20 protein-coding genes are annotated in these 21,870 nt (G+C 60.2%); 18 read left to right on the top strand and 2 right to left on the bottom strand.

Translation table 11 applies throughout. From position 1 onward, the window contains the following. The first annotated feature begins 288 nt into the window (after nt 1-288). The 11 genes from EEB13_RS09025 to EEB13_RS08975 all read left to right on the top strand — a co-directional run bounded on the left by EEB13_RS09025 (nt 289) and on the right by EEB13_RS08975 (nt 12,872). Complete coding sequence (locus tag EEB13_RS09025) at nt 289-1,482, top strand: OB-fold domain-containing protein (RefSeq protein WP_033231773.1); 1,194 nt, start codon at nt 289-291, stop codon at nt 1,480-1,482. Further along, nucleotides 1,479-2,639 (top strand): thiolase C-terminal domain-containing protein, encoded by a 1,161-nt coding sequence (locus EEB13_RS09020; protein ID WP_033231772.1) that lies wholly within the window; start codon nt 1,479-1,481, stop codon nt 2,637-2,639. Before EEB13_RS09025 ends, EEB13_RS09020 begins: the two co-directional genes overlap by 4 nt. Before the next feature lie 926 nt (nt 2,640-3,565). Then, nucleotides 3,566-4,426 (top strand): MlaE family ABC transporter permease, encoded by an 861-nt coding sequence (locus EEB13_RS09015; RefSeq protein WP_141485087.1) that lies wholly within the window; start codon nt 3,566-3,568, stop codon nt 4,424-4,426. Next, nucleotides 4,427-5,281 carry an ABC transporter permease gene (locus EEB13_RS09010; protein ID WP_033231770.1) on the top strand — a complete coding sequence of 285 codons (855 nt, stop codon included), beginning with the start codon at nt 4,427-4,429 and terminating at the stop codon, nt 5,279-5,281. 3 nt (nt 5,282-5,284) lie between these two features. Beyond that, nucleotides 5,285-6,607, top strand: a complete 1,323-nt coding sequence (locus tag EEB13_RS09005) for an MlaD family protein (protein ID WP_141485086.1) — start codon at nt 5,285-5,287, stop codon at nt 6,605-6,607. Then, nucleotides 6,604-7,641, top strand: coding sequence for an MCE family protein (locus EEB13_RS09000; protein ID WP_033231769.1), 1,038 nt, complete (start codon nt 6,604-6,606; stop codon nt 7,639-7,641). Before EEB13_RS09005 ends, EEB13_RS09000 begins: the two co-directional genes overlap by 4 nt. 7 nt (nt 7,642-7,648) lie before the next feature. Next, the gene (locus tag EEB13_RS08995; protein WP_141485085.1) at nt 7,649-8,701 is read left to right on the top strand and encodes an MCE family protein; all 1,053 of its coding nucleotides are present in this window, start codon (nt 7,649-7,651) and stop codon (nt 8,699-8,701) included. Continuing rightward, nucleotides 8,698-9,804, top strand: a complete 1,107-nt coding sequence (locus tag EEB13_RS08990; protein WP_261984480.1) for an MCE family protein — start codon at nt 8,698-8,700, stop codon at nt 9,802-9,804. The genes EEB13_RS08995 and EEB13_RS08990 overlap by 4 nt, the downstream gene beginning before the upstream one ends. Then, nucleotides 9,801-10,910 carry an MlaD family protein gene (locus EEB13_RS08985; protein ID WP_033231768.1) on the top strand — a complete coding sequence of 370 codons (1,110 nt, stop codon included), beginning with the start codon at nt 9,801-9,803 and terminating at the stop codon, nt 10,908-10,910. Before EEB13_RS08990 ends, EEB13_RS08985 begins: the two co-directional genes overlap by 4 nt. Beyond that, nucleotides 10,907-12,214, top strand: coding sequence for an MlaD family protein (locus EEB13_RS08980; RefSeq protein ID WP_080711615.1), 1,308 nt, complete (start codon nt 10,907-10,909; stop codon nt 12,212-12,214). Before EEB13_RS08985 ends, EEB13_RS08980 begins: the two co-directional genes overlap by 4 nt. A gap of 49 nt (nt 12,215-12,263) precedes the next feature. Further along, nucleotides 12,264-12,872 carry a hypothetical protein gene (locus EEB13_RS08975; RefSeq protein WP_181933068.1) on the top strand — a complete coding sequence of 203 codons (609 nt, stop codon included), beginning with the start codon at nt 12,264-12,266 and terminating at the stop codon, nt 12,870-12,872. Nucleotides 12,873-12,921: 49 nt separating this feature from the next. On the opposite strand, the gene EEB13_RS08970 is transcribed toward EEB13_RS08975, so the two are convergent. After that, complete coding sequence (locus tag EEB13_RS08970) at nt 12,922-13,152, bottom strand: ferredoxin (RefSeq protein WP_410055748.1); 231 nt, start codon at nt 13,150-13,152, stop codon at nt 12,922-12,924. A 141-nt stretch (nt 13,153-13,293) separates the two neighbouring features. Further along, nucleotides 13,294-13,893: a TetR/AcrR family transcriptional regulator gene (locus EEB13_RS08965; RefSeq protein ID WP_033231766.1), complete on the bottom strand. Its 600-nt coding sequence runs from the start codon at nt 13,891-13,893 to the stop codon at nt 13,294-13,296. Between the two features lie 275 nt (nt 13,894-14,168). On the opposite strand from EEB13_RS08965, the gene EEB13_RS08960 reads away from it, so the two are divergent. From EEB13_RS08960 to EEB13_RS08930, 7 genes are all read left to right on the top strand, one after another. Beyond that, nucleotides 14,169-15,476: a cytochrome P450 gene (locus EEB13_RS08960; RefSeq protein WP_045064720.1), complete on the top strand. Its 1,308-nt coding sequence runs from the start codon at nt 14,169-14,171 to the stop codon at nt 15,474-15,476. A gap of 73 nt (nt 15,477-15,549) precedes the next feature. Beyond that, nucleotides 15,550-16,323 carry an SDR family NAD(P)-dependent oxidoreductase gene (locus EEB13_RS08955; protein WP_141485082.1) on the top strand — a complete coding sequence of 258 codons (774 nt, stop codon included), beginning with the start codon at nt 15,550-15,552 and terminating at the stop codon, nt 16,321-16,323. 228 nt (nt 16,324-16,551) lie between these two features. After that, on the top strand, nt 16,552-17,934 hold the full coding sequence (locus EEB13_RS08950) for an ABC transporter substrate-binding protein (RefSeq protein ID WP_202026128.1): 1,383 nt from the start codon (nt 16,552-16,554) through the stop codon (nt 17,932-17,934). Beyond that, a complete protein-coding gene (locus tag EEB13_RS08945) occupies nt 17,934-20,057 on the top strand; it encodes an ABC transporter permease subunit (RefSeq protein WP_033231764.1) in 2,124 nt (707 codons plus the stop codon). The genes EEB13_RS08950 and EEB13_RS08945 overlap by 1 nt, the downstream gene beginning before the upstream one ends. Further along, nucleotides 20,035-20,748, top strand: coding sequence for an ABC transporter ATP-binding protein (locus tag EEB13_RS08940; RefSeq protein WP_261984479.1), 714 nt, complete (start codon nt 20,035-20,037; stop codon nt 20,746-20,748). The genes EEB13_RS08945 and EEB13_RS08940 overlap by 23 nt, the downstream gene beginning before the upstream one ends. Then, nucleotides 20,745-21,452 carry an ABC transporter ATP-binding protein gene (locus EEB13_RS08935; RefSeq protein WP_033231763.1) on the top strand — a complete coding sequence of 236 codons (708 nt, stop codon included), beginning with the start codon at nt 20,745-20,747 and terminating at the stop codon, nt 21,450-21,452. The genes EEB13_RS08940 and EEB13_RS08935 overlap by 4 nt, the downstream gene beginning before the upstream one ends. Next, on the top strand, nt 21,449-21,802 hold the full coding sequence (locus tag EEB13_RS08930) for a hypothetical protein (RefSeq protein WP_033231762.1): 354 nt from the start codon (nt 21,449-21,451) through the stop codon (nt 21,800-21,802). Before EEB13_RS08935 ends, EEB13_RS08930 begins: the two co-directional genes overlap by 4 nt. The last annotated feature ends 68 nt before the right edge of the window (nt 21,803-21,870 follow it).

Genomic DNA, 21,870 nt, shown 5'->3' with positions numbered 1-21,870 from the left:
ATACTCTCGCCTTCATGATGCCCGCAAGAGTCGAAGAAGGGCAGATCACTCGGGTGGAAGTCCGGCGATCGGGGAACGCGGTTCGTTCCTGTGGGGCTATGCGAGAGTCTGTCTGATTGCTACAATTCCCGGAGCGAGAATGCAGTATTCTCATTTGTGAGAATGACGTATTCAAATCAGAGGGAGGCGAGATGCACTCGATGGATATCAGGAGTGACCTCCTGATTTACCGCGTACCTGCTCTCGCTTGAAGTTCTGAGCGATTTTCACGATTACGGGGAGACTGGCATGTCATACATCGCTTCGATAGGGACGTACCTACCGTGCTGGGGAACGTCGGATTCCCGCGTGCCGGGTGACGACGAGGACGCGATTACTCTCGCGGTCGAGGCCGGCAGAGCGGCGTGTAGCACCAGCACCTCCGTAGAACACGTCATTCTGGTGAGCCGGGATCTGCCGCTGCTGGAAAGTAGTAATGCCGCGGTTCTGCTGGCCGGACTCGGACTCGATCCAGAGCTGGAGGTGGTCGAGCGCCTCGGCGGCGCACCCGCAACGCTCGACGCCGTCAGTAATGCTCGGCCGCGGACACTGATCATCGGCGTCGACCTTGAACCGGCAGGGGCAGCCGCCGTACTGACGTCGGACCACGGACTGCGAGTCCGCACCGCTGCTCGGGTGTCGCGCAGCCTTCCGGTGCGTACTCGTAACTCCATTGGCGTTGTACATGATTACGGCGATCCGCGGTTGCTCAAGGAACGCGGATTTGTTGCATCGCTGTCAGCTGCGTGGGTGGATGCACCGGTTGCGGTAGCCGGTGTCGAGCACAAGCAGGCCACGACATTGTGCGCGGCAGAGCCGGTTCGGCTACCGACACTCGGCGCGAGTTCGGGTCTGTTTGCCCTTGCTGCCATGGTCGATTCGGGAAGCACCGGATCGCTCGTCGGTGTCGAGCAGGCCAGCCTCTCGGGAGTCCGGGTCGCGGACGGCACTGCTGAGGTACACCGCCGGGAGCCCGCGCCGCGTCCCAAAGTGGAAGGCCAGTTCGTGCCGGGCGCCGATATTCCGATTTCGCTGGCAGCCTACGAGCGTGCCTTCGACGCAAAAGTCCGGTGGGAGGCCGGAAAATACGAGGACAGCGACGACCTGGACTTTCCCCCTCGCTATCGGGTCGACAACGACGGCACATTGCAGACGGACTACACGTTTGTGCCACTACCACGAACCGGGTCGGTGTATACCGAAGTAACCGTGCATGTTCCGGTTCCCGGACTGAAGACTCCCTACTCCTTGGTGATCGTGGAACTCGACGACGTCGACGTTCGAGCGCTCGTCAAGGTGACCGGCGTCGAACCGGGAACTGTTGATCTCGGCGATCGTGGCCGGATGGTTCTACGCCGGGTGGCGATCCGCTCCGGGGTGCCGGACTACGGATACGCATTCGAACCGGAAACAGCATTTCTGATCGAGCAGGAGGCGGTATGAGAAACGTGGCGATAGTCGGCGCGGGGATGACACCCTTTGCCGAGCATTTCACCCTGGGTATCAAAGACCTGTTGCCCATGGCGTTCTCCGAATGCGCCGCCAGTATCGACAAGGGCTTGGACAAGTCCGATCTGCAGGCGGCCTGGTTCGGTGCGATGGGAACTCCCGACGGCTTTCCGTCCGGCATTCTCGCAGACACTCTCGGCCTGGCAGACATCCCCGTAACACGCATCGAAAACTCCTGTGCAACAGGCCATGATGCCGTCCGCAACGCACTGTTCGGAATCGCGTCCGGTGCCTTCGACGTCGCGGTGGTCGTAGGAGCGGACAAACTCCGTGAGAGTGCGTCCAAAGACATGCTGTGGGAGTGGGAAGCTATGGCCCGCGACATGGCGTGGGATTACCCGCTCGGTCTGGTGGCTCCGGCCGGCTTCGCCTTGCACGTGCGTCGCTACCTGCACGAATCTCCTGCCACCCGGGAGCATATGGCCATGGTGGCCGTCAAGAATCATCTTCACGGCGTCAATAACCCGAAGGCCTGCAAGCGGTTCGAGATCACCATCGAGGAAGCTCTGAACGCACCGACCATCGTGACGCCGTTCAGTGCCTACGATTGCGCACCGCAGAGCGACGGCGCGGCAGCGTTGGTGCTGGCGGCAGAAGACGTCGTGGAGAGATACACCGATCGGCCGGTCTGGATCCGCGGCGTCGGCTTGGGCCTGGATTCCGTCATGCACCAGCACAAGCGTGACATGACGTCGTTCCCCGCCACGGTTCGCGCTGCGAAGCAAGCCTTTTCGATGGCCGGCATGACCCCTTCCGACGTGGATGTCGCAGAGGTACACGACTTCTTCACCGGCATCGAGTTGATCAGTTACGAGGATCTCGGCTTCGCCGACCGGTTCGAGGGGTTCAAACTCATCGAATCGGGAGCTACCGGAATCGGCGGCTCCATTCCGGTGAATCCGAGTGGAGGTCTGATCGCCAAGGGGCACCCGCCGGGAGCAACGGGTGTCGCGCAGTGCGTCGAGTTGTTCGAACAGTTGCGCGGTGATGCCGTCAATCAGGTTGACGGTGCCCGGATCGGTTTGGCACACAACGTCGGTGGACCGACAGCCGTTGCAGCAGTGACCATTTTGGAGGGGCCGAACGTCTGACAGTAATAAGTACCGAGAACTTCAGGCAGTGGGCGAGCGTCGAGCGACGCTCTCTCACTGCTGCCCAGAAGGCGACGCGCGAATCACCGACATGGTGTGTGAGCGCGTCGTCAATGGTGCTCTTTTGCAGTGCAACTGAAAGCTGATCGACTGTGTCGATAGCTCGAGATTTGCCGTAGCCGCCTGTGTTCACACGCCAGGCGGCTGGTCTTGTTGTCGTGGCCCGTGTCGGTCGTTTTCACCAGTGGCGCCGAAGATCTCGATAATCGTCTGTGTGTTTCTTCCTTCCTGGGTACTCGATTCCGGTGACGTGGGCATTCTTCGACGTGCGGACCTGCGCAGAACCATTTTCCTTGACACTTTGCGCAATAGTGTCTAGTTTTATGATCGCTCAGCCAGGTGCCGCTCAGCCAGATTTACTGCGGCAGGGTTTGCCGTTGCAAGCCGAGCCCGGGTGGGTTGATCTCCGTTCCGCGCATTTCTCGAGGGGGTAGCAGTGTCTGTGGGTGACGTGACGGAATTTTTGCTGGGCCGGCGGCGGGGCGGATTTTACCGATTGCCTTGCAATAGGCACTGATTCATTGCAGTGATCGAGGTGGGGTCGCGCTCCTGGTGTCGATTCGCCTTGTGAGAGTCGGTGTTTCAGTGTATTCGACGGGGGAAATACTGTAATGCGCACTCGGCGACGAAGGTTCGGTACGCACTGTGATCTTGACCTCATTCGGCAACTCGTGCTAAGAAGGTGCTCAGCATTTTAGTGTGAAAGCTGAGATCCGCACAGGTGGTCATCATCTTTCGGGGGCAATGCTCAGTTCGGAAGGTGGCAGATCACTCGGTAGCGGTGACGGCAGGTTCGACGCAATGCGTGCCCACTCTCGTATGCGGCGGCGGACTGAACTTGTGGGCGAACGGAAAGTGGAAGATCCATGGAGATCCCAGATCGAAGTTTTGGCCAGAAGCGTTCTGCATCAAGTGAAATCACGAGTTGGATGCACGGGTATACGCGACGGCATCCCGTTGCCGCACTGGAAACGGTTGGTGGACAATGCGTTCTCGGGCTTCGTGCGATCCAGTACTTGGTGATCGACATCGCGACATTCCGTTTTCCAGTAGCGGAGTTCGTGCGTCAGACGGCCTTCATGGCGTCGGCATCCGCCGTTCCGACTCTGTTTGTCGCTATACCGATCGGCGTGACATTGTCGATTCAATTCGGCTTGCTCGCCGGACAGGTCGGTGCGACATCCCTGGCGGGCGCTGCCAGTGGCCTCGCGGTGATCAGACAGGGCGCTCCGATGGTCGCTGCATTACTCATGGCATCGGCAGCGGGATCGGCGATATGCGCTGACCTCGGATCTCGCAAGATCCGCGACGAGATCGATGCGTTGGAGGTCATGGGGATTTCGGTGATCCGGAGGCTTGTGGTGCCCAGGTTTGTAGCGGCGATTACGGTTGGTGTTGCACTGACGGGGCTCGTCTGTTTTGTGGGATTCTTTTCCGGCTACCTGTTCAACACCTTTGTCCAGAACGGCACTCCCGGCAGTTTCGTGTCGACATTTGCATCCTTTGCCACCGTCGGTGATTTCTTCCTGACGATGATCAAGGCAGTGCTCTACGGCGCGATCGTGGCAATCGTCGCCTGCCACAAGGGACTTACCACTCGCGGTGGACCCGCCGGCGTTGCCAACTCGGTCAATGCCACAGTGGTGGCGTCGATCTTGCTCCTCATGGTCGTGAACGTGGTCCTGACACAGTTATACGTGTTGATGTTCCCGCGGACGGGTTTCTAGATGGCATCGCGGTATTACCCGCCGGGTATGAGGTCAGCGGTCAAGGTGGTCTCGGCGCAGGCAACAGTTGTCATGCGTCTGGGTCACATGGTCACCTTTCTGGGCCGGGCACTGGCCGCAGTTCCCTGGACCTTGAGGCATTACCGGAAGGAATTTCTGCGGATTCTTGCCGATGTCACATGGGGCAACGGTTCGATCGTAGTTGGCGGCGGAACGGCGGGTGTGATCATCGTTCTGGGTGCGGCGGCGGGGGCGATCGTGGGAATCGAAGGCTACAACGCGTTGCATCTGCTCGGTTTGGAGCCGGCGACCGGGATGATCGCGTCGACCGCAACAACGAGGGAACTGGCACCCATCATGGCGTCGTTGGCTTTTGCCGCGCAAGCAGGATGCCGCTTCACAGCGCAACTGGGTGCGATGCGGATCTCGGAGGAGATCGACGCGATGGAAGCGTTGGCGATCCGTCCTATCCCGTATCTCGTGACAACGAGGCTGATGGCATCCGTGGTTGCGGTGGTGCCGCTGTATCTACTCTGCCTCGCCTTGAACTACGTTGCGGTGAAGGTAGTCATCGGGCTGTCGGGTGGGGTGTCGACAGGTACCTACGAGCACTACTTCCGCCTGGTTCTCAGCGCGACGGACATCGGTTACTCGTTGGTGAAAGCTGTTGTCTTCGTGATTATTACCTCTACCATTCAGTGCTACTACGGTTTCTTCGCGTCCGGTGGCCCACAAGGGGTCGGGACTGCCGCCGGCCGAGCGATGCGTGCCAGCATCTCTGCGATGATTGTCGTCAATCTGCTACTGACAGTAGCGTTCTGGGGCATCGGCTCCGGGGCAAGGCTCGGTGGGTAGCTGATGCCGATACTGTTCGAAGCCGACGGCCGAGGCCCCTCTGCGACAACACTTCTCCTGCACGGTGTTGGCGCGCTGATTGTCGTGGCGCTGCTGATCACCGGATTGATCGCGAAAATGAACGGAGTCTTCGACAAGGCATTCGAGGTTACAGCGGTTCTTGCCGATGTCGGGGACGGATTGCCTGCGCGCTCGGACGTGAAATTTCGAGGCGTGCTGGTCGGAGTGGTGAACAGTGTGGATACATCGAGCGGCGGCGAGTCGAAGTATGTCGACATCGCTCTGAAACCGGAGTACGCGGCCGGGATTCCGGCAACAGTCACGGCTCGTGTTGTGCCCAGCAACGTCTTTGCCGTGTCGTCCGTTCAGTTGGTCGACAACGGGAGCGGCCCCCCGCTGTCACCCGACGCGGAAATCCCGCAAGACGAAAGTCTGTCGACGGTACAGTTGCAGACCGCGTTGACAAAACTCCGTGAAATCGTCTCTGCTACAGCACGTATCGGGACGGATCGCACACTCGGAATGCTCGCGGCCGTTGCGGCGGCAACAGACCGTCGGGGCGCCGATATCGTCACTGCAGGTGAGCAACTCCGCCGAATTGCCGCCGAACTCGGTGAGTTGACCACACCGAACGGTGAACCTTCCAGCTTGGGTGCGTTGTCCTCCGCCATCCGCGGTCTCCAAGAAGCTGCACCCGACCTTCTTGATGCCGTACACCATTCCGTCGTACCCATGCGGACCTTGGCACAGAAGGATGCCGCGTTGACCGCGCTGCTGACTGCCGGTTCGACAACACTGTCGGAAGTCGGTTCCGTTCTCGACAACAACACGGACAAGATCGTCGCTATCACCACACAACTTTCACCGGTTCTCAGCGTAGTTGCCGACGGCAGTACGGAATTCGCGCCCATCGTCACGCGGATGAAAGTCATATCCGACAAGTGGTTCAGCGAGTTCTGGCCGGTGGGTCAGCAGAACGCGACGGGAAAATTCCTGTTCCAATTCACACCGCACAAGATGTACACCCGCGCCGATTGTCCCCGCTACGGTGAGTTGGCCGGTCCGAGTTGCGCGACTGCGCCGGAGACCGCCGCGCCACCTGTGGTAGCTGACGGCGTTGCCCGTCAATTCGACTTTGCCCCGACGTCCGGAGGGAATGTCGGTCCGGTCGGAAGTGCCCAGGAGAAGGAACTTCTGGGCGATCTTCTGGGAGGCGAATCGACCCCTGCCGACGAGTTCATCCTCGGACCGTTGGCCCGGGGCAACACCGTGCAGGTGACACCCGAACCCGACGTGCCACTCGAACTCGAGCAGGGGATCCGATGAGCTATCGAAAACCCTTGATCGGAATCGCCGTGTTCCTGCTGATCTCCTGTGGCCTCACGTGGACGGTGTTCGTCACACTGCAGCGCGGTGTTCAGGGCGAGACTAAATCCTTTACCGCGGTCTTCACCGACGTATCGGGATTACGCGCCGGCGACGACGTGCGGATGGCTGGGGTTCGGGTGGGGCGCGTCGATTCGGTCAGTCTCGACGGAACGCTTGCGCGGGTGGCTTTTCGGATCGAATCGGACCAAGCGCTGTACGGCAACACCAAAGCCGCGATCACGTATCAGAACATCATCGGACAGCGCTATCTCGGGTTGTCCCTCGGTGAGCAGGGGGAACCTCGAGTTTTGGTGAGTGGGGACGAGATTCCGGTGGAGAACACGGAACCATCCTTCGACATCTCGATTCTTCTCAATGGTTTCGAACCGCTGTTCAGCGTGCTCGATCCGCAGCAGATCGACAATGTCACAACCGCGATTGTCAGTGCACTGCAAGGTGATTCCGGATCGATCACCACATTGGTATCCGAGACGTCGACCCTTGCCGAGTCGTTTGCCGGCCCGGACAAGATTCTGGGCGACATCATCGTCAATCTGGACGGCATCGTTCACAGCCTCGCACTGCAGAGCACCAACGTCGACACGATGATCACGCAGGCACGGACGATCTTCGAACAGCTGGCAGCCAGACGCGGCGAAATGGTCGACTCGTTGGATTCGATCGCGCTCGTTGCCGATCAAGTAGCGACACTGTCGAGCGACGTCGCCCCAGACCTGAGCGAGTTCCTCACTCGGGAACCGGGTTTCGCCCAGCACTTCCTGGACAACAAGGACACCTTCGGATACTTCGGTTTCAACTTACCGCCGATGTTGAAAGGGCTTGCGCGAGCGAGCCAGGACGGAAGTTACATCAACACGTACCTGTGCAATCTCAATGTCACCCTCGTCCCGGCGATCAGTGCCGTGATCCCCGCGATCGTTGCGCAGTCGACGCCCGGTGGTCAGATTACCCAGTCGAAGATTTGCAGGTAAGCGAAAGATGATCAGAGAAGCCACATCGAATTACACTCGGAGACTGCGTAAGCCCCTCGAGGATCGCAGTGCACTGGGGATCGGGGTCTTGACGGTGGCAGGGCTTGCCATCGCGATGGTCGTTGCCCTCTGGGTTACATCCGCAGGAATCGGCAAGGTCAGCTACGACGCCGAATTCACTCAGGCCGCCGGAGTCAGCGCGGGCGACGCGGTCACCATCGCGGGTGTTCCAGTGGGAACCGTCGATGGTGTTCGACTCGCAGGAGATCACGTTGTCGTGACCATGCAGATCGACGAGGGTGTCTCACTGGGAGCCGGTACCGCAGCCTCCATCAAGTTGACGACGTTGTTGGGATCGCGCTACGTCGAGATCCGTCCCGGCGGTGACGGTGACATTGCCGATCATCGGATCGGGTTGGCCAACACCGAAGTTCCCTACGATCTGCAGCAGACACTGGATAATGCGACCACCACATTCGAGCCGGTTGACGCGGAGAAGATCGGGCAAACACTTACCACGTTGTCCGATCAACTGGAGGGCACACCTGCGCTCGTACCGCAGGTACTCGCGAACATCGAGAACTTGTCTTCGGTGCTGGCCGAACGGCGCGGACAGATCGGTTCGCTGCTGACCAGTACAAGTGAGGTGACAACTGTAATCCGCGGGCAGCAGAACAGTCTGGGTGAGTTGGTGCGCAACGGCCGTGACGTGTTGGCGGAAATCAATGCCAGACGGGAAGTAGTCGACCAACTACTCGTATCGACCACCGCACTCGTAGACCAACTGCACAACGTCGTTGTCAATGACAGTCCGGCAATCGACGAACTGATCAACAATCTGAATGGCCTGCTCCAAAGCCTGAGCAACAATGACGATCTGCTGCGCAACACATTGGAGATCCTGCCGGTTCCGTTGCGCAACTTCGCCAATACCTCCGGGACCGCCAACGAAGTCGATTTCACGGCCCCCGCTGGGCCTTTCATCGACTCGTGGATGTGCGCTGTCAGCGGCCATGCAAACGAGATGAACTTGCCGCCCTATCTGAAGGACTGCAAATGAGATCTCTCGTATCGATGGCGAAGGTCGCGTTGGTAGTTGTTCTCGCTACTGCCGGTTGTTCGGGTATTCGCAGCGCAACCTCGATGGACAATACGATCACCGTCACGGCGCAATTCGACAGTGGCGCAGGACTGTACGAAGGGAACTCCGTCTCGGTTCTCGGCGTCCCGATCGGTTCGGTGACCAGCATCGTCCCCCGCGGCACCGTGGTGGAAGTAACGATGAGCCTCGACAGCGGAGTCAAGATCCCGGAAACTGCGCAGGCAGTAACTGTGTCGACGTCGGTGTTGACCGACCGTCATGTCGAAATCACTCCGCCATACCGGGACGGCCCGGTGATGACGGACGGCGACACCATCCCGATGGACCGAACAAAGACTCCCGTCGAATTCGATCGACTGATCGCCATGGCGGACAAGATGGCGATCGAGTTGCAGGGCGATGGAGAGGGTTCCGGCCCGGTCGCTGACCTACTCGGGATCGGCAGCGCGATGGTCGACGGGAACGGGCAAGCCATCAAGTCGTCACTGAGCCAGTTGGCGTCGGCGCTGCAACTGGGTAGCGACGGCGGCGCGCAAACACAGAATGCCATCACGACTGTTGTGGACAATCTTGCAGTCTTGACTTCCGTTGCCGCGAACAATGATCAGGACATTCGTGAATTCGGTTCAGCCCTGGCGCAAGTGAGTGATCTGCTCGGTGAGGCGGACTTGGGCTCGGGGGACACCGGTACCAAGCTCAACGAAATCCTTGTCGAGGCAGATAAACTTCTCGCGGCCAACCAGGGAACTCTGCAATCGACAGTGACCAACGCAAACACCGTGGTGACCGCATTGGCCGACTATCGGCGTGAACTTTCTGAATTTCTTACTGTCACACCACTTTTGATGGACAACGCTTACAACGCAATCGATCAGGAGAACGGCGGTGCGAGGGTGCACGCTCAGCTGGAAAAGGTCTTTCTCGACGGGCAGTTGGTCAAGGAGATCTGCAATGTCCTCGGCCTGCGTCAGCTTGGCTGCAGCACGGGAACACTCGAAGATTTCGGCCCGGACTTCGGGATCTCCGGGATGCTCGAGGGCTTGGCGGGGTTGCCGCGATGACGCCCGGAGGGTGGCGGGTTGTTTCCGCCGGGGCATGCGCCGGTCTGATGCTGTCCACGGCAGCGTGTGGTGTGGGGCTCGAGAGTCTCCCGTTGCCGGCACCTGGAGTTTCCGGGGACTACTACACGCTGTACGCAGTCTTCGACAATGCACTCAATCTGCCCGCCCAAGCGAAGGTGAAACTCCAAGGTGCAGACATCGGCGAGGTCGAAGCGATGAGAGTGCAGAACTACGAAGCGATAGTCACGATGCGGATCAAGGATGGCATCAGCCTGCCGGTCGGGGCCGGCGCGGAATTGCGGTCGGCGACACCGCTGGGAGACGTGTTTGTCGCAGTGGAACCCCCGCCTGGACCTGCGTCGAACGGTGCTCTTCTGTCCGACGGAGACAGCATCCCGATTGCGTCGACTTCGTCTGCGGCGACGATCGAAGAACTCCTCACCACATCGTCGTTCTTGATCAACGGAGGCGTCCTGCGCAACCTGACGAAGGTTGTCAACGGGCTCGGAGAAGCTGTCGGCGGACGAGGTGAGGAAATGGCGGACCTGATCGGTGAATCGACCGCTCTGATCGGGACACTGTCGAGCCGGAGCAACGAGATTCGTGAGACGCTTGCGTCGACCAATCAGCTTCTCGTGACGGTGTCGGAGCAGCAATCGTCGATCGACGACGCGATTTCGGCAGCCGGTCCCGCGCTCGGCACTCTGAACGCCAACACTGCGCAAATGCTTGATCTGCTCGCACAGGTGGCGCAGGTAAGTAGTCAAGTGGGAAAGTTCCCGTCGGTGAGCGGTACCGGCGCAGGCGGGATGGTCGCCGACATCAACACAATCGCTGCAGAACTCAACGACGCGGCAACCGATCCCAACGCGAGCCTCGCAGCCGTCAACAGGCTTTTGCCGCCACTCCTCAAGATCACCAACTCGACGTCCGCCCATGTCAATGCCGACCTGGAACAGCTCGCTATCGGGGCGATTGCGGATCCGAACCATCCCGCTGACCCTGGCAGCCGACTTCCGGATTCGAGCGACTGGGATGCGCTGGTGGGAACGATTACCTACACGCTGATGCGGTTGCAGGGCAGAGTGCTGGGGACCGGCCGATGAACAAGCAGATCCCTGACGGTGAGGGTGAGATGGGCCCGGTTGCGCGGCTGTCGGAAGTCCCCGCGGCAGCTCTCGTCAGCGCCGTCCGCTTCAGTAGCGCTCACCGACTCACAATGTCGGTGGTTGCACTCGCCGCAACCCTGGTTGTCGGCGTGGTGTACCTGACCTTCGGGGTCTTTCACCTGAGCCCGATCAGCTCGAAGATTACCGTGCGCGTGCATTTTTCGATATCCGGCGGGCTGCTGCCGCAGCAGGAGGTGATGCTCCGCGGAGTTCCTGTGGGAAAGGTGAATTCGGTCGAGTTGACCGACAGTGGTGTAGTTGCCGTCGCGGAGATCGACGGGGGTGTCGAGATTCCACTGGGCGGTGAAGTGCGTGTGGCGGGACTGTCGATGGCAGGCGAACAGTATCTGGACTTCAGGCCTACCACCGACAGTGGTCCGTATCTTGTCGACGGATCGGAAATCTCTTCCGACGAAACGTCGACCCCGGTGCCGCTGGCGTCCATGTTGGGAAACCTTGACGGCATGCTGGCCCAAATCGATCCTGCCGAACTCGAGATGATCGTCGCGGAACTCGGCGTCGGACCGGAAGGGCCGAAGAAACTGTCGGCGATACTCGACGGCGGCGCCTTCCTCGTCTCGACGCTCGATTCGGTATTACCGCAGACGGCAACCCTTCTGCGCAGCAGCAAGGTTTTGCTCGGCACACTTGGTGACAGCGGCCCTGGGCTGCGCAGTACTGCGAGCAATCTGTCGGAACTTCTGCTCGGCGTCGAAGCGAAGGACACGGGGCTTCGTGAGTTCCTCGACGGTACGCCGTCGACTCTGAAGTCGATTGACGCGCTCATCGCCGACAACTCGCCGACAATGGTTCAGCTCCTCGGCAATCTGACGACGGTAGCCCAGATGGCCTACTTGAACGTACCTGCGCTGCAAGAGTTCTTCGTCCCGACATACCGTCAAGGCTCCACACTCGAAGCACTCACATCTGTTTTTCACGACGGTGGAATCTGGGCGTTTGTCAACATCTACCCGCGCTATTCGTGTGACTACGACTTGCCACGTCTACCGGCGACGGTTCCGGATTTCCCGGAACCGTACCTGTACACGTATTGCGACAACGAGGACCCGTCGGTGCTTGTCCGCGGCGCTCGGAATGCGCCACGTCAACCAGGTGACGACACCGCCGGCCCGCCTGCCGGTGTTGCACCCGACACGCGAGCGTCGCCGACACCGATTGGGCCTCAATCGATTCCGCTTCCCTATGGAGGTCCTGATCTCGAACAGAGTCCACCGGGGTGAACGCGGAAGAGCAGTTGAAACAGGAACATCGCCGCAGAGGAGAAGGAAAATGAGCGAACGCGGTTCGACAACAACAATCGACAAGGCTGCAGATCTGGACCCGGAAGTAGACGAATCCGCAGCGGAGGGCAAGAGTGATGTGGGGTCGAGCGACACGGAGCCGGAGGTTCGCGTTCGCCGATGGGGGAGAGTAGTCGGAATCTCTGTGATCGCAGCCGTGGGGGCCATATCACTGTCCATGGCAGCAGTTTTCGGTTGGAAGCTACACGAAGCGCGCGCTGTCGACTCGGCAGCGGCCGCCGCACTCGATGCGGCGCGCCAGTACGCGGTGACTCTGACAAGTGTGAGTTCGGATTCGCTCGATCAGAACTTTGCGGCCGTACTCGACGGAGCCACCGGGGAATTCAAGGACATGTATTCCCAGTCCAGTGAACAGTTGAAGCAACTGCTGGTCGACAACAAGGCCGCAGCTCAGGGAGTTGTGATCGATGCCGGGATCAAATCGGCGACCGCTACGGAAGTCGAGGTCCTGTTGTTCATCGACCAGACCGTCAGCAATACAGTCGCACCTGATCCGCGGATCGACCGCAGTCGAGTCGTGATGACGATGAACCTGGTGGACGGTCGCTGGCTCGCCGGCAAGGTGGATCTACCGTGACACCGCGAGCGGGGAGCGGGGATGCCACTTGGACGGCCCCGCTCCGCACTCATTCACGTTCGGAGAGAGCCGCTCTGGGACATTGTGCAATCGACGTGCGAACTCGGTCTTCGGCGTCGTGCGGTACCTGGCCGGCAGTTACTTCCAATTCCTCGTTGGTGTCGAGGGCAAATACATCCGGCGCGTTTTCCACGCAGAGTGCATTTGCCTCACACAGATTCTTGTCGACGACGACGCGCATCCGGAGTCCTCCCTGATCAAGTTCACGGCTCGAATCCATGCCGTGTTGCACTGAGTGCGCGAACGAAATTGGTTCCAGCGGATCGGAACGCATACCCGCGTGAATGTAAAGTCATCCACCACCTTGGATACTGTACCTTCGCAGAAGAGATTGCAAGCCCCAAAAGGGTTAGGGCTGTGTCTAATTCGTGTCTTCGAGCCGTTTGCCTTCGAGTCGAACCAAATACTCCTCGACCAAGGCGAAGGTCTCCGCGTGCCCACCGAAAACGCCGAGTGACTCTTCCATCACGAGTACGCGTGACAAGCTTGTGATCAATACCAGCGCTGCGGCAGGCGGGCATGTTTTCGGATCGATACCATACTCCTGCAACACATTTCCCATTATTTCGAGTTGAGCTGCGCGGAATCGCTCGGAGTAGTCGGCGATTTCCGCCCGGATGACTTTCCGATGATTGGCGAGGGCGACAAACTCCATAGTGAAGGCGGTGCCCTCCGCTGCGATGCTGAACTCCCACAGTGCTCTCAGGGGTTGTGGCGATTTCAGTAGTTCGGCCTGACGCTCGAGACCTTCTACCGCGCGGCGACGAAACAGTTCGAGAAACAGATCGTCCATCGTGCGGAAGTAGTAGTACACGAGCGGCGGCTTCAGTCCGGCCTTCTTTGCGATGCGGCGAGAGCTGACCGCCGCATACCCCTCTTCCAGCATGACTTGTTCTGCGGCGTCGAGGAGGAGTGCTCGATTTTTTGCATCAGGTGCGCCGATTCTGCGTGGCGAAGTCATCCGTGGCTCCCTAAGCGTCAAAGGCTGGTCATGTGAACGGTTCTCGCTACAGCCTAATGCGAAGAAAACTCCGCTAGACCATTGCCTACACCCTAAGCTACGCATATGCTCAGCATTATGTTGATCGACTGATCAGCATTTGCCAGGCGACGTCGACAATTCGGCTCGCCTAGATGCCCGTCGACCCCGCCCGTCCCGAGGGTGCGCTGCCTTCCGACACACGTGCCTAGCCCCAAAGACGTCAATGCCCTGCTTTCCGACACAGGAGACCCGTAATGACTGAAATCGATCAGGTCGACTTCTTCACCGATCCGTCGATCGTGGATGATCCGTACCCGTACTTCGAATCCCTACGCGCGCAGTGTCCCGTCGTGCGAGAGCCACACCACGGTGTTGTTGCCGTGACAGGGTACGACGCGGCGACTGCTGTGTACCGCGACTCCGAGGTGTTCTCGTCGTGTGTTTCGGCAACGGGCCCCTTCCCCGGGTTGCCGTTCGAACCCGAGGGTGACGACCTCGGCGCTCTGATCGAGCAGTACCGCGATCATTTCCCGCTGCACGAGCATCTGGTGACCATGGACATGCCGCAGCACGCGGCGCACCGGTCGTTGTTGAAGCGACTGCTGACGCCCAGGCGTTTGGCAGAGAACGAAGAGTTCATGTGGCGGCTCGCGGATCGCCAGATCGACGAGTTCATCGCCCGGGGTTCGTGCAACCTCATGAGCGACTATGCGCAACCGTTTGCGCTGCTTGTCATTGCTGATCTGCTCGGTGTTCCGGAAGAGGACCATCAGGTATTTCGCGTGACGCTCGGCGCGCAACAGGCGGGCTCGATCGACGAGTCCGAGGCCTTCACGAGCAATCCGCTCGAGTTCCTGGCAGAGCGATTCACGTCGTACATCGAGGACCGTCGACGGGAACCGCGCGACGATGTTCTGACGGCCATCGCCACAGCCAAGTATCCCGACGGCTCGACTCCGGAGGTCGTCGATCTCGTGCACGTCGCGTGCTTCTTGTTCGCTGCCGGCCAGGACACGACGGCGCGGTTGTTGACCGCGTCCTTCCGATTCATCGCCGAGAATCCAGAACTGCAGCAACTGCTTCGCGACGAACCGGAACGTATACCCAATTTCGTCGAGGAGACACTTCGGATGGAGGGGCCGGTCAAGAGCGACTTCAGGCTTGCGAAGAACCCGACAACTGTTGGCGACATGGATGTTCCGGCCGGGACCATCGTCATGATCTTGAACAGTGCTGTGAACCGTGATCCGGAAAGGTTCGAAGATCCCGACACGTTCGACATCGAACGGCAGAATGCGCGCGAGCACATAGCTTTCGGTCGAGGAATCCACGCGTGCCCGGGTGGTCCGCTGGCCCGCGTCGAATCACGTGTCAGCATCACTCGACTTCTGGATCGACTGAAGGACATTCGGATTTCCGAGGCCGAGCACGGACCAGCTGACTCGCGGACGTACGAATACGAACCGACATACATTCTGCGGGGCCTCAAGGCGCTGCATCTCGACTACACCCCCGCGACGGAATCCTCGTCGGCGGAATCCGTGATGACTGAAACCCACTGACTAGCACCCACTGACTAGCACCCACTAACTAGCACCCGTTGACTGAAACTCGTTGACGAACAAGGAGAACAACATGACTTCATCCACTCAGGGGACCTCCGCGAACGACCGTGTGGCGGTCGTGACCGGCGCTGGATCGGGTATCGGGCTGTCTGTGGCTCAGGCTCTTTCGGAGCAGGGTCACCGAGTTGCATTGTTGGACAGAAATATCGACGAAGCGCAACGTGTTGCCGAGAAGTTGAGTGCGGACGGCACCGAGGCCATGGCGTACCAAGTGGATGTCACCGATCGTGTTGGTGTCAGGGCTGCCATGGACGCGGTACGCGGTGAACTCGGCCCGATCTCGATCATCGTCACCAGCGCGGGTGTCGAGACGTTCACACCGGTAACCGAGATCAGTGCGGAGGAGTGGGACCATATCGTCGCGGTCAACCTCACCGGAACCTTCACCTCCATTCAGGCAGTTGTTCCCGACATGATCGAAGCCGGGTGGGGTCGAATCGTCACCATCTCGTCGTCGAGCGCTCAGTCGGGCGCGCCGAACATGGCCCACTACGTAGCGTCCAAAGGTGGCGTCATCGCACTTACTAAGGCACTGTCCTTCGAGCTTGCGCCGCAGGGGATTACCGTCAACTCGATCCCGCCATCGATCATCGATACCCCGATGGCTCGTAAGTCCGAAGCGGACGGAGATTTTCCCGGCGTCGACGTCATCGCAAGTATGACGCCGGTCCGTCGTGCCGGACTGCCCACTGATGTGGCTGCGGCGTGCGCGTTCCTCTGTACAGACAACGCGGGCTTCATCACGGGACAGCTCATCGGTGTCAACGGAGGTTGGTATATGTAAATTGTCCGTTTCCTGGTTTCTTTTCCAGTGGCACAGTACGATTCCGTTCAGATTTCGACTTACTCGACCCTCGCTCGTCGGAGATCCACCGGCCACGGGGTTCGGTCCGAATTCATCTAGGCGCGCTGCCTCTCCCACCCGTGGCCTTGGCACTCACGCCGCCGGCGTCCGCCGGTCTCTTCAGCCTGTATCGGTCGGCCCGTGGGGCCAAGTAACGAGGAGGAACGGTTGAAACTACAGCGAATACTTGTTGCCGTCGCGGCGACAGCACTTCTTGTCAGCGGATGTAGTGGCCGCGAGAGCGGCGGCAGCGAGAACATCGAAGGCGGTGGTGAGGGGGCTACCGCACAGTCTGCATCTGGCGACTTCGGTGATCTCCAGGACGTCTGTCAGTCTGGGGACGCCCAAGGCGGCACTGCTCAAGGTGTCACTGCCGACGAGATCGACGTTGGAGTTTTCTCGGACATGGGATTCACCAAGAATGCCGAATTCGAGGAAGCCGCAAAAGTTTTCACGTCCTGGTGTAACGACGCCGGAGGTATCAACGGTCGTAAAGTGGTCGCTACCACCCGCGATGCGAAGCTGATGGAGGTTCGTCAGCGAATGGTCGAAGCCTGTCGTGACGACTTTGCGCTCGTCGGTGGTGGCGCCGCCTTGGATGCTCTCGGCGTCAAGGACCGGCTGACGTGTATGTTGCCGAGTTTCCCAGCTCAGGCCGTCCAAGAGCGTTCTGCCGGAGCTGATCTCGAAGTCAGTGCATCTCCCGCAAAGATCCCGGGCTATGACAATTACAACGGTTTCCGAACCTGGGTGGTGAACGAGGCGTATCCGGATTCGAAGGGTGCGGTGGGAATGATCAACGGCGATTCCGCTGTCACCAAAGCGATTGCGGGCGTTACCGCTGAGACCCTCGAGGCCGCCGGTGCCACGCTGGTCTACAACGAGCTGTATCCGGCGATGGGTGTGTCGGACTGGACTCCGTACGCGCAAGCAATCAAGAGCAAGGGCGTCAAAGGGTTGATCTTCATGGGTGAGTTCGGTCAGTTGGCCAAGCTCGAAGAGGTCCTCACCAACATGGACTACAAGCTCGACTGGATCGATGCCAACAATAACGCCTACAACGCGTCGTTCATCGAACTGCTGGGGAAGTCCGCCGACTTCCAGAACAACCTCGTAGATCTCAGTGGTGTGGCGCCGTTGGAAAGTGACGAGCCTGCGGTGGCGGAGCTCGAGGCTCTGTACGAGAAGTACGCACCGAATGCGCAGATCACACTCCCGGCGATGCGGGCGATGTCATCGTGGCTGCTGTTCGCGAAGTCGGCTGCCAGTTGTGGCGACGAACTTACCCGTGCTTGCCTCTACAAGGCAGCGACGGCCGAGACTGCTTGGACCGGAGGCGGTTTGCATGCCGCAAACGATTTGGCGAATCCGATTCCACCGCAGCCGTGCTTCAATGTCGAACAGGCCACGTCGGACGGTTGGCAGGCAGCAGACTTCAATCCCGACAACGGTCTCTACCGCTGCGATATCCCGGCTCGCAAGTTGGTCGCCGACTTCGGCACGCCGATGACACTGGCAGACGTCGGTATGAGCATGGGCGATTTCGAGTAATGGAACAATTCGTCACCTTCGGGATCGTCGGTCTGAGCACGGCCGCGATCTACGCGATCATCGGCAGCGGCTTGGTGGTCACCTACACCACCACCGGAGTGTTCAACTTCGCACACGGCGCGACCGGCATGATGGCGGCATTCTCCTACTGGCAGCTCAGTGTCGGGTGGGGCTGGCCGGTGTGGTTGTCGGTAGCCACCGTACTTCTGGTTCTTGCACCGGCTTTCGGGCTTCTCGTCGAACTGTTGGTGCGGCCGGTTCAGGCTCTCGGCGAGGCCGAGAAGCTGGTGATGACGATCGCGTTGCTGAGCGGTCTGATTGCGCTCGCCCGATGGATCTGGAATCCGAACAAAGCTCGCTCGCTTCCCAGGTTCTTTGCCGAGCAGAACTCTTTTCACATCGGGTCAGCAACAATCAGTTGGCATCAAGCCTTGACACTGGTGGTGGCGATCGCCGTTGCGGTGTCTCTACGAATACTGATGCTGCGCACCCGAACCGGAACCGAAATGCGAGCGACCGTCGATGACCGTGCCTTGGTGGGACTTACCGGGGCAGATCCGGTACGGGCCAACCGGGTTGCTTGGATTCTGGGAACCGTGTTGGCCGCAATCGGAGGTATCCTCATCGCTCCGATGGTTGCGCTCGACGCGACCCAACTGTCGCTGGTCATCGTCAGTGCTTATGCCGCAGCGATATTCGGTCGGTTGAAGAGCCTGCCCATGACATTTGTCGGCGCAATTGTCGTGGGCTGCATGGAGGCGTATCTGACCGGCTACCTCCCGCAGAATCCGTACCTCCCAGGTCTGCGGCTGGCGGCGCCGGCGATATTGCTGTTGCTCGCGCTGTTGCTCTTTCCGCACGGGCGACTTCGAGGACGCGACCGTCACCTCAGTGCGGTTCCGCTACCGAGCGTTCGAGGGACGTTAGTCTTCGCCGGGGTGATCGTCGCGTTCGGTCTCGTCTTGGCCACAGTGCTGGGTGAAGGTGATCTGATCACCTACGGACAGATCTTCGCGTTCGGCGTGATCGCGTTGTCCTTCGTTCCACTTGTCGGTTACGCCGGTCAGATATCACTTGCGCAGTTGACCATGGCGGGGGTGGGTGCAATTGTCTGTGCACGCTTGGGCGGAAATGGGCAGTGGTGGGCACTTTTGGCGGTGATGGTCATCGCGGGCATTGTCGGAGCGGTCATCGCGATCCCCGCGCTCCGGCTCAATGGTGTCTACCTGGCACTCGGGACGGCGGCCATTGCGGCCGTCTTCGACCGATGGATATTCACGATCCCGTCCTTCGAGGTGTTCGGAGTCGAGATCGTGCTGTTCGACCAGGGCTCAGTGGATTTGGTCGGCCCACGACTGTTCGGATTAGAGGTGAATACTCCGGCAGAACTGACGGTGTTCTCCGCGATCTGTCTTGCCCTCGTCACGATCGCCGTGGCCGCGTTGCGCCGCGGGCGACTCGGCCGCCGGTTGATTGCGCTGCGCGACAGTGAGGCTGCCTTCGCGACCCTCGGGGGCAGTCTGCTGTTGACCAAGATGCTGGTGTTTGCGCTTGCCGCTGGTATTGCGGGGCTTGGTGGGGCGCTGTACGGAATGCAACTGATGTCGGTCACCGCCGAACAGTTCAGTTTTGTTGCCGGGCTGGGTATTTTCCTGATCGCTGTCGTGGGTGGCCTGGGAGTTGTGGGTAACGGGCTCTTCACGGGCACGATGATTGCCGGCCCGTTGAACGCGATCGTGGCATTGTGGCCGGCGGCCGCCAACCTCGTGCAGACGCTGCCCGCTGCTGCCGGCCTCGCTTACAGTTCCGGAGCGGTCGACGACGGAGTTGTGCCGAGCTTGCGCCGGCGCTGGGAATCGGCTCTCCGGGACCGCCTTGTAATGGCGGTCTTGCTGGGTTGGATTGCAGCGCTGTGGGTTTTGCGTGTCAATGACGTCGTCAACGGGTACGTACTCGTGGTGGGCGTAGTGATCGGGGCATTGGCCGCCCGCAGTTGGGCCGAAGCGCGGCATCGTCAGGTTCCGGCGGAGCCGGAAATTCCGGTGGAGTTGTGGGGCATATCGCGCCCATGGACCGCCGAAGACGGGGAGGTGCTCAGTCGTGAAGTCGCAGCTCGAAGTTGAGGACATCACGGTGATGTTCGGCGGTCAACGCGCGCTCTCCGGGGTCTCGCTGAAGGCGGAGCGTGGTCACGTGACCGGACTGATCGGACCGAACGGGGCAGGCAAGAGCACGCTGTTCGACGTCATTTCCGGGCTCCGCAAGCCGGCCACGGCAAAGGTGTTTCTCGGTGGCCGCGACGTGACCAGAGCCGGGCCGTCCCGGCGTGCGAAACACGGTCTGGCGCGGACGTTTCAACGACTGGAACTCTTCGGCCGACTCAGCGTCCGCGACAACCTCCTGGTTGCCGCGGAACTGGGGTCGCAGCGACGCAAGGCCGGATCCGTCGCCGACGACATCATCGATCGACTCGGATTAGGACTGGTTGCCACGACAACCGCGGACTCCTTGTCCACCGGCATGGGTCGCCTCGTCGAGGTGGCCAGAGCAATGGCCGTGAATCCCACCACCCTTTTGCTCGACGAGCCCGCCGCAGGTCAGGACCGCGAAGAAACAGAGCGGTTCTCGCTGATTTTGCGCTCTCTGGCGGAGGAGGGGATGGCTGTCCTGCTTGTCGAACATGACATGGAATTGGTGATGAACGTGTGCGACCAGGTGTATGTACTCGATCTCGGGAAGATCATCTCCGTCGGCCCGCCCGAACTGATCCGCCGCGACGACGCTGTTCTGGCAGCGTATCTGGGGGGATCATGAATCCGATCCTCGAATTGCGGCGTGTACGAGCGCGTTACGACGAGATCACGGTTCTGCACGGGATCGACCTCAGTGTGGCGCCAGGTCAGATAACTGCCTTGCTGGGGCCCAACGGTGCCGGGAAGACGACGACTCTCCGAGTCGCTGCCGGAGTTCATCCGATCACCTCGGGGCAACTCGTGGTTGGAGGGCGCGATGTCAGTGGGATTCGTCCTCGGGATCTGGCCAGATCCGGTGTCTGCCTGATCCCGGAAGGCCGTGGTGTGTTTCCCAACCTGAGCGTCCGGGACAACTTGCTCATGATGACGTTCACCGGTCGCACGCGCGAGGAAATCGAGGAGATCGCGTTTGCTCGGTTTCCGATCCTCGCCCAGCGCGCATCGCAGACGGCAGGCACACTGTCCGGCGGTGAGCAGCAGATGCTCGCGCTCGCCCGCGGTCTCGCGACGGACCCCGCTGTCCTTCTCCTCGACGAGTTGTCGATGGGGCTCGCGCCGTTGATCGTCGGCCAACTCTACGAGCAGGTCGCCCTGATTGCCAGAGCGGGTGTCGCCGTACTGGTGGTCGAGCAGTTCGCGAACACCGTGCTCGAATTTGCCGATCACGCAGCAGTTCTGGTGCGTGGCCGGATCCAGAAGCAGGGCAGCCCAGATGGCTCACTGCGTTCCGAACTAGCTGCCCTCTACCTTGGGAGTGTCACATGACCGCGACTGAAACCCGCGCCGACCGCTTCACTCGCGAGTTGGCCGAACAGAAAATTCCCGATCCCTCCGCCGGCCGATCCGCCCTTTGGCTCAGGTTGGGACTGGTGCTGATGGTGATCGGTCCGGCCTTGGGTATCGCGTCGTACTTTCTCTCGCACAACACTTCCGATCCCTTGGTGCAGCGCGACGCGATCATTCTTGCCCTCGTCGGGATTTCACTCGGCGTGAGCGGGTCGGCACTGTACATCCGCTATTCCATTACCGGATTCCTCAGGTTCTGGATGGCCAGGCAGTCCTACGACCTGAGCCTGGTGGGAGATCGACTCTCCGAGCACGATATTCAACCCTGACAGCCGCAGCTGCCGTTGTTCCTCGCGGCGGTTCGGTGCGGACGGGCGCGTCCGTGAGCTGGTGAAAG

The organism is Rhodococcus sp. WS3, assembly GCF_003797085.1.
In the GTDB taxonomy this organism is placed as follows: domain Bacteria; phylum Actinomycetota; class Actinomycetes; order Mycobacteriales; family Mycobacteriaceae; genus Rhodococcus_F; species Rhodococcus_F globerula.
Note: the sequence above shows the minus strand (reverse complement) of the source record. Positions and strands in the feature narration are given on the sequence as shown.

Excerpts from the sequence above, each read along its gene's own strand:
- EEB13_RS09025 (WP_033231773.1), top strand. The coding sequence starts at position 289 with ATGTCATACATCGCTTCGATAGGGACGTACCTACCGTGCTGGGGAACG.
- EEB13_RS08970 (WP_410055748.1), bottom strand. The coding sequence starts at position 13,152 with ATGGATTCGAGCCGTGAACTTGATCAGGGAGGACTCCGGATGCGCGTC.
- EEB13_RS08965 (WP_033231766.1), bottom strand. The coding sequence starts at position 13,893 with ATGACTTCGCCACGCAGAATCGGCGCACCTGATGCAAAAAATCGAGCA.
- EEB13_RS08960 (WP_045064720.1), top strand. The coding sequence starts at position 14,169 with ATGACTGAAATCGATCAGGTCGACTTCTTCACCGATCCGTCGATCGTG.
- EEB13_RS08995 (WP_141485085.1), top strand. The coding sequence starts at position 7,649 with ATGATCAGAGAAGCCACATCGAATTACACTCGGAGACTGCGTAAGCCC.
- EEB13_RS09005 (WP_141485086.1), top strand. The coding sequence starts at position 5,285 with ATGCCGATACTGTTCGAAGCCGACGGCCGAGGCCCCTCTGCGACAACA.
- EEB13_RS09010 (WP_033231770.1), top strand. The coding sequence starts at position 4,427 with ATGGCATCGCGGTATTACCCGCCGGGTATGAGGTCAGCGGTCAAGGTG.
- EEB13_RS08980 (WP_080711615.1), top strand. The coding sequence starts at position 10,907 with ATGAACAAGCAGATCCCTGACGGTGAGGGTGAGATGGGCCCGGTTGCG.
- EEB13_RS09015 (WP_141485087.1), top strand. The coding sequence starts at position 3,566 with ATGGAGATCCCAGATCGAAGTTTTGGCCAGAAGCGTTCTGCATCAAGT.
- EEB13_RS08945 (WP_033231764.1), top strand. The coding sequence starts at position 17,934 with ATGGAACAATTCGTCACCTTCGGGATCGTCGGTCTGAGCACGGCCGCG.
- EEB13_RS08985 (WP_033231768.1), top strand. The coding sequence starts at position 9,801 with ATGACGCCCGGAGGGTGGCGGGTTGTTTCCGCCGGGGCATGCGCCGGT.
- EEB13_RS09000 (WP_033231769.1), top strand. The coding sequence starts at position 6,604 with ATGAGCTATCGAAAACCCTTGATCGGAATCGCCGTGTTCCTGCTGATC.
- EEB13_RS08930 (WP_033231762.1), top strand. The coding sequence starts at position 21,449 with ATGACCGCGACTGAAACCCGCGCCGACCGCTTCACTCGCGAGTTGGCC.
- EEB13_RS09020 (WP_033231772.1), top strand. The coding sequence starts at position 1,479 with ATGAGAAACGTGGCGATAGTCGGCGCGGGGATGACACCCTTTGCCGAG.
- EEB13_RS08955 (WP_141485082.1), top strand. The coding sequence starts at position 15,550 with ATGACTTCATCCACTCAGGGGACCTCCGCGAACGACCGTGTGGCGGTC.
- EEB13_RS08975 (WP_181933068.1), top strand. The coding sequence starts at position 12,264 with ATGAGCGAACGCGGTTCGACAACAACAATCGACAAGGCTGCAGATCTG.
- EEB13_RS08990 (WP_261984480.1), top strand. The coding sequence starts at position 8,698 with ATGAGATCTCTCGTATCGATGGCGAAGGTCGCGTTGGTAGTTGTTCTC.
- EEB13_RS08935 (WP_033231763.1), top strand. The coding sequence starts at position 20,745 with ATGAATCCGATCCTCGAATTGCGGCGTGTACGAGCGCGTTACGACGAG.